Annotated in this window: 1 protein-coding gene and 1 pseudogene; one reads left to right on the top strand and one right to left on the bottom strand. The window is 38.2% G+C overall.

The features are described 5' to 3' along the window. Window positions 1–99, bottom strand: a pseudogene (locus ACFIK8_RS09350) (1-acyl-sn-glycerol-3-phosphate acyltransferase); the annotation flags it as partial. A 131-nt stretch (window positions 100–230) separates the two neighbouring features. Between ACFIK8_RS09350 and thiD the strand changes: the two are divergent. After that, window positions 231–1,094 carry a bifunctional hydroxymethylpyrimidine kinase/phosphomethylpyrimidine kinase gene (thiD, locus tag ACFIK8_RS09345; protein ID WP_375669261.1) on the top strand — a complete coding sequence of 288 codons (864 nt, stop codon included), beginning with the start codon at window positions 231–233 and terminating at the stop codon, window positions 1,092–1,094. Window positions 1,095–1,358: the final 264 nt, after the last annotated feature.

Here is a 1,358-nt window from a genome sequence, read left to right as displayed (position 1 = left end):
AAAATAGATAGGAGCGTAAAGAATCATTTGTATGAAAGTTGTTGTATAAAAAGCGAATGTAAAAAGAAGGGAACGAAGGATAAGCACTATATTTTCCATTTTATATTTACAAGAAGACTGTGTATATAGCCCACTTTACGTGAAGAAATATCTCTTTTTTATGTTTTTTCAAACATCTACTTTTTAGGGTATTTATTTTTTGATATTTAAAAACATAAGGAAAGGGACTGATGAAATTACAGGTTAGCCAAGACACTCTTTTTATGCCACGGATTTTATCTATTGCAGGGACTGATCCTTCTGGTGGTGCTGGAATGCAAGCGGATTTGAAGGCTTTTTCAGCAATGAAAGCCTATGGCATGAGTGTGGTTACGGCTGTGGTTGCACAAAACACACAAGGTGTACGTGCTTTTCATGCATTGGATGCGTCTTTTGTTGCCGACCAAATTGATTCGGTTTTTGAAGATATTCGTGTTGATGCCGTTAAGATTGGTATGGTGGCAAATGCTCAAATTGCTCAAACTATTGCAGAGCGTTTAGCTTACCATAAAGCTCGTTTTATTGTTTTTGATCCGGTTATGGTGGCAAAAAGTGGTGATGTTCTTTTAAAGCCTGATGCGATTGAAATTATTCGTGATGTTCTTGTTCCTCTGTCAACTCTGATCACGCCGAATTTATCTGAGGCAGCTATGTTGTTGGGACGTGAAGTGAGATGGTCGTTAGACGCTATGTACCAATATGGTCCACAGCTTTTGGCACTTGGTTGTGGTGCGGTTTTATTAAAAGGTGGACATCTAAACAGCCTTTCTCATACAAATGAGGCCAATTACGATCGGTCCAGCCCAGATCTTTATTGTGATTCTAAGGAGGTTATGAAACTTGAAGCCTTCCGTTTCATAACCCCCAATGATCACGGTACAGGCTGTACGATTGCGGCTGCAATTGCAGCACTTTTGCCGACAGAGCCTTTAATTTGCGCGGTAAAAAGAGCAAAAGACTATCTCAATAATACTTTAGCGGCTTCAAGTGCTTTGCAAGTAGGGAAAGGACGTGGTCCGGTTCACCATTTTTGTGAATTATGGAACGAAAGATAAAGGAACAATTCTCGAAAAAATGATTGTTTTGAAGCATTATGGTCTAATATTTAGTTTTATCTTAAGTAGGAAGAGCAAAAAAACTTCGAAAATCAGAATTTAGCAGTAAAAAGAAGAAAAAGCTTTGAAAGTTTGAAAAATTTCTTTCGAAAAAATAAATCGGTACAAAACCTGACGAAAAACTACACACAATGCATTCTAGAAGAAGACTTTTGTTAAAGCAGATCACTACGCAACTCATGGAGCGGGCGATGGGATTCGAAC

Source organism: Bartonella sp. MR168JLCBS, assembly GCF_042194175.1.
The sequence above is the reverse complement of the archived record's forward strand: the minus strand, read 5'-3'. Positions and strand labels throughout refer to the sequence as shown.

Coding starts and splice junctions, on each gene's coding strand:
- thiD (WP_375669261.1), top strand. CDS start 231: ATGAAATTACAGGTTAGCCAAGACACTCTTTTTATGCCACGGATTTTA.